Annotated in this window: 1 protein-coding gene; it reads left to right on the top strand. The window is 64.8% G+C overall.

From position 1 onward, the window contains the following. Window positions 1-273 (top strand): EamA family transporter (locus ACPYOG_RS19520; RefSeq protein WP_481295781.1); only part of this gene is annotated, 273 nt, incomplete at both ends.

The following is a 273-nucleotide window of genomic DNA, read 5'->3' as shown; positions in this document are numbered from 1 at the left end:
GGACTGCCCGGCGCGTCACCGGTCCAATGGTTGTCCTTCGCCTATCTGGGGGTCGTGAGCATGTTCCTGGGATTCTTCGCCTGGTACCACGGCCTTGCGATCGGACCCATGGCCCAGGTCAGCCAAATCCAACTGGTCCAGCCCGTCATGAGCATCGCCTGGGCCGGGCTGATGCTGGGCGAGTCGATGACATGGACCACTGTTGTGGGCGGGCTGGCGGTGATCCTCTGCGCAGGTGCCGCTGTACGCGTAAGGCTCAACCCGCCGTCGGAC

Source organism: Leifsonia sp. HAY1-4F (assembly GCF_056755275.1).
Note: the sequence above shows the minus strand (reverse complement) of the source record. Positions and strands in the feature narration are given on the sequence as shown.